Below are 4,082 nucleotides of genomic sequence, written 5' to 3'. Positions count from 1 at the left end.
AAGCCTCTACACCCGCGACCCCGCCGGGAACCTGGTGGAGCTCGCCCCGGCTGCCATCTGGGGCCTAGAATAGGGGCATGGCCACCCGGTACCGCCTTTTCCCCGACGCTGAACCCCAACCCGACCGGCAAAACCCCCCACGGGAACCGTACGGCGAGGGCCTACCCGAGCCCCAGGACGTCCTCCCCATAGAGGTGGCCGACGCCAGCCTGGACCACGGCCGGAGGAAGCCAGCCCTCCCTGGGCAAGCGGGCATTCCGGAGGTCTGGGGCGTGCACCTTGTGGAGGGGGTCCTGGAGGTCCACCCCTACCCCAAGGGGGACCAGGGCCGCCTAAAGGAGCGGGTCTTCCCCGGCGAGGCCAAAGCCCCCTTGGCCCATCCCGACCGCCCCATCCCCTGCCGGTGAAACGGGTGGAGCTTTACACCGATGGCGCCTGCCTGGGAAACCCCGGCCCCGGTGGGTGGGCGGCCCTTTTGCGCTATGGGAGGCACGAACGCCTGCTCTCTGGGGGTGAGGCCTGCACCACCAACAACCGCATGGAGCTCACCGCCCTGCTGGAAGGCCTAAGGGCCCTGAAGGAGCCCTGCGAGGTGCACCTCTTCTCCGACAGCCAGTACCTGGTGAAGGCCCTTGCGGAGTGGCTACCTAGATGGCAAGGGAAAGGCTTCCGCGGGGTGAAAAACCAGGACCTCTGGGAGGCCATCGGGGAAGAGTTGAAGCGGCACCAGGTGGTGCCCCACTGGGTGCGGGGGCATAACGGCCACCCGGAGAACGAACGGGTGGACCGGGAGGCCAGGCGACAGGCCCAGGCCCAAAAGGCGCAGACCCCAAGCCCTTGCCCGCCCTCTGAGACTACGCTTTTTTCCGATTAGGCAAGAAAGCGTTATAGTAAGGCCATGGGTCCCGAAGCCCGCCTGGAGAGCAAGCTCCGCCCAGAGGAACGGGAAGGCTCTGCCTTCAAGGCCAACAAGGACGCCTGGGTGGCCTTGGTGCGGGAGTTCAAGGAAAGCCTGGAGAAGGTACGCCAAGGGGGTGGGCCCAAGGCCGTGGAGCGCCAGCACAAGAAGGGCCGCCTCACCGCCCGCGAGCGCATCGCCAGGCTTCTGGACCCGGGAACGGAGTTCTACGAGCTCATGGCCTTCGCCGGGTGGGGGATGTACGAGGAATGGGGCGGGGCCCCGGCAGGAGGGGTCATCACCGGCATTGGCAAGATCCAGGGCCAGGACTGGATGATCATCGCCAACGACGCCACGGTAAAAGCCGGGGCCTTCTTCCCCATCACCGCCAAGAAGGTGATCCGGGCCCAGACCATCGCCCTGGAAAACCGCATCCCCACCCTGTACCTGGTGGACTCCGCCGGGGTCTTCCTGCCCCTCCAGGACGAGGTTTTCCCGGACCAGGACGACTTCGGCCGCATCTTCTACCTCAACGCCCGCATGTCCGCCCTGGGCATCCCCCAGATCTCCGCCATCATGGGCAACTGCGTGGCCGGGGGGGCCTACCTTCCCGTCATGACCGATGTCCTCATCATGACCGAGGGAAGCGGGCTCTACCTGGCGGGGCCTGCCCTGGTGAAAGCGGCCATCGGCCAGGAGGTGACCAGCGAGGAGCTGGGCGGGGCCCGCATGCACTTTGAGGTCTCCGGGACCGTGGACTTTTACGAACCCCACGACGAGGCCGCCCTGGAAAGGATCCGCCAGCTGATCGCCCTCTACCCGCCCCCCCGGCTCGCCCCCTGGGCGGAAGGGCGCAAGGAGCCACGGGAACCCCTTTACCCCGCGGAGGACCTCTACGGCCTCATCGCCCCCGACGGCAGCCGCCCCTATGACCTCCGGGAGGTGATCGCCCGCTTGGTGGACGGCTCCGAGTTTCTGGAGTACAAGGGAGGGTACGGGGAGACCCTGGTCACCGGCTTTGCCCGCATCGGGGGGTTTCCCGTGGGCATCGTGGGCAACCAGCGCCTCATCCTGAAGAAGAAGGGGCGGATTGAGGTGGGGGGGGTGATCTACGCGGAAGCCGCGGACAAGGCGGCCCGGTTTATCCTCGAGGTCAACCAGATGAACATCCCCCTCCTCTTCCTCCAGGACGTGACCGGCTTCATGGTGGGCAAGGAGTCCGAGCAAGCCGGCATCATCCGCCGGGGGGCCAAGCTGGTGAACGCGGTGAGCAACTCCGTGGTGCCCAAGATCACCCTAATCCTGGGGGGCTCCTTCGGGGCGGGCAACTACGCCCTGGCGGGCAAGGCCTACGCCCCTAGGTTCATCTTTGCCTGGCCTAGCGCCAAGTATGCGGTGATGGGCGGGGCCCAGGCGGCCAAGACCCTTTTGGAGCTGGAGGTGGAAAAGCTTAAGCGGGAGGGGAAGGAACCCTCCGATGAGGAACTCCAGGAGCTTTACCAGCGCATCAAGGGCCGCTACGAGGAGACCCTAGACCCCCGCTACGCCGCCGCCCGGCTTTGGGTGGACGGGATCCTCCTCCCCCACGAAACCCGCAAGTGGCTCATCCGGGCCCTCGAGGCCTGTGCCCTCAACCCCGAGCGGGAGCCCTTGCGCATCGGGGTCTTCCAGGTGTAACGCCATGGCCCAGGTCCTCCGTTACGTGGAATGCCCCCGGGATGCCTGGCAAGGCTTCCGCCGCTTCATCCCCACGGAGGAGAAGGTGGCCTTTTTGCACCAGCTCCTGGCAGCGGGCTTCCGCCACCTGGACCTCACCAGCTTCGTCTCCCCCAAGTGGGTGCCCCAGATGGCGGATGCCGAGGAGGTCTTGGCCGCCTTGCCCCCACCCCAGGGCCGCACCTACCTGGCCATCGTGGCCAACGAGAAGGGCCTGGAAAGGGCCCTTAAGGCCCCCAACCTCACGGCCATCGGCTACCCCTTTTCTCTTTCGGAAACCTTCCAGCTAAAGAACACCAACCGTTCCCGGGAGGAATCCTGGCCCCTGGTGAAGGCCATGGTGGAGGCCACGGAGGGCAGGCTTGGCCTGGTGGTCTACCTCTCCATGGCCTTCGGCAACCCCTATGGGGACCCGTGGAGCGTGGAAGCGGTCCTTGAGGATATCGCCAGGCTACGGGAGCTTGGGGTCAGGGAGATCGCCTTGGCGGACACCTACGGGATAGCGGAAGCCAGCCGCATCGGGGAGGTCTTGGAAAAGGCGGTGGCCCGCTTTGGCCCTGAGGGCCTGGGGGCCCACCTCCATTCCCGGCCCGAAAGGGTCTTGGAAAAGGTGGAGGCGGTGCTGGGAGCCGGGGTCCTCTGGCTGGAGGGGGCCCTGGCGGGGGTGGGGGGTTGCCCTTTCGCCGGGGATGAGCTCGTGGGCAACCTGCCCACGGAAAAGGTCGTCCCCTACTTGGAGGGCAAGGGCTACGCCACCGGGATAGACCTTGGGGCCCTCCCCCAGCTTGCGGGGGAGGCCGCCAGGCTTAAGCTCCTCTACGGTTAGGCCGCCCTTTGCAAGTAGATGCCGGGGTCCGTGGGGTTGGCGATGGCGTTCACCCGCCGGATGAGCTCCTCGGGCGGAAGCCCCAAAAGGGCGGTGAGCTCCGCCGGGGAGACCACGGCCTCGTAGAACTTCCTGGCCCCTAGGCGCAGCAAAAGGCCCACCAGCTCCGAAAGGGCCTCCTCCCCGCCCGGGAAGGCCGGGCCGAAGGCATCGGGGGTGAGGAGGTCCTTCTTGCCCCCGTGGATGAGGAGGGCATAGCGGGCCTGGTGCCGGCGGTCCTGCCAGTCGGTGATGAGGTAGACCTTGGCCTCAGGGATCCGCACGCCTTTCAGGGCCTCCTTGAGGGCCTCGAGGGTCAGGTTGGGAGAACCGCGCAGGCCGATGCGTTCCATGGGAACATCTTACGGCCAACCCTCGAGGACAAGGGTCCTTACATGAGCTTGCGGGCGTAGATGACCTGGCCGGCATGGTGCTGGGCGTGCTCCACCAGGTGGTGGAGGATATGGGCCCTGGGGGCCATCAGGCCCTGGGCACCCACGGGAACCTCCTGGGAAAGCTCCTCTTCCCGTAGACTCCGGAAAGCGGAATCCAGCCTTGCCCAAGCCTCCCGGAAGCGGGCCTCCACCACCCCCTTGGGCTCAG

General features: G+C 66.7%; 6 protein-coding genes and 1 pseudogene. 5 read left to right on the top strand and 2 right to left on the bottom strand.

All coding sequences use genetic code 11. From position 1 onward, the window contains the following. The 5 genes and pseudogenes from Q0693_RS10795 to Q0693_RS00785 form a co-directional block, all read left to right on the top strand. A pseudogene (locus Q0693_RS10795) lies at positions 1–73 on the top strand (glyoxalase); the annotation flags it as partial. 4 nt (positions 74–77) lie between these two features. Next, the gene (locus tag Q0693_RS00800; RefSeq protein WP_298628346.1) at positions 78–407 is read left to right on the top strand and encodes a hypothetical protein; all 330 of its coding nucleotides are present in this window, start codon (positions 78–80) and stop codon (positions 405–407) included. Beyond that, complete coding sequence (gene rnhA / locus Q0693_RS00795) at positions 404–874, top strand: ribonuclease HI (RefSeq protein WP_298628343.1); 471 nt, start codon at positions 404–406, stop codon at positions 872–874. The genes Q0693_RS00800 and rnhA overlap by 4 nt, the downstream gene beginning before the upstream one ends. A 24-nt stretch (positions 875–898) precedes the next feature. Then, positions 899–2,575, top strand: coding sequence for an acyl-CoA carboxylase subunit beta (locus Q0693_RS00790; RefSeq protein WP_243029807.1), 1,677 nt, complete (start codon positions 899–901; stop codon positions 2,573–2,575). 4 nt (positions 2,576–2,579) lie between these two features. Next, positions 2,580–3,440, top strand: a complete 861-nt coding sequence (locus tag Q0693_RS00785; RefSeq protein WP_298628339.1) for a hydroxymethylglutaryl-CoA lyase — start codon at positions 2,580–2,582, stop codon at positions 3,438–3,440. Here the strand turns inward: Q0693_RS00785 and Q0693_RS00780 are convergent. Together Q0693_RS00780 and Q0693_RS00775 are read right to left on the bottom strand one after the other, a co-directional pair. Next, entirely contained in the window at positions 3,437–3,832 is a 396-nt protein-coding gene (locus Q0693_RS00780; protein ID WP_298628336.1) for a DUF3197 domain-containing protein, read from the bottom strand. The two genes, Q0693_RS00785 and Q0693_RS00780, sit on opposite strands and share 4 nt — an antisense overlap. 38 nt (positions 3,833–3,870) lie before the next feature. After that, positions 3,871–4,082: DinB family protein (locus Q0693_RS00775; RefSeq protein WP_298628334.1), on the bottom strand; the 212-nt coding region annotated here is incomplete at its 5' end.

The sequence above is a fragment of the uncultured Thermus sp. genome, assembly GCF_938010445.1.
GTDB classification, from domain to species: Bacteria; Deinococcota; Deinococci; order Deinococcales; family Thermaceae; genus Thermus; species Thermus altitudinis.
Note: the sequence above shows the minus strand (reverse complement) of the source record. Positions and strands in the feature narration are given on the sequence as shown.

Bases quoted from the DNA above. Each gene is read 5' to 3' on its own strand.
- Q0693_RS00780 (WP_298628336.1), bottom strand. From the start codon at position 3,832: ATGGAACGCATCGGCCTGCGCGGTTCTCCCAACCTGACCCTCGAGGCC.
- Q0693_RS00785 (WP_298628339.1), top strand. From the start codon at position 2,580: ATGGCCCAGGTCCTCCGTTACGTGGAATGCCCCCGGGATGCCTGGCAA.
- Q0693_RS00790 (WP_243029807.1), top strand. From the start codon at position 899: ATGGGTCCCGAAGCCCGCCTGGAGAGCAAGCTCCGCCCAGAGGAACGG.
- Q0693_RS00800 (WP_298628346.1), top strand. From the start codon at position 78: ATGGCCACCCGGTACCGCCTTTTCCCCGACGCTGAACCCCAACCCGAC.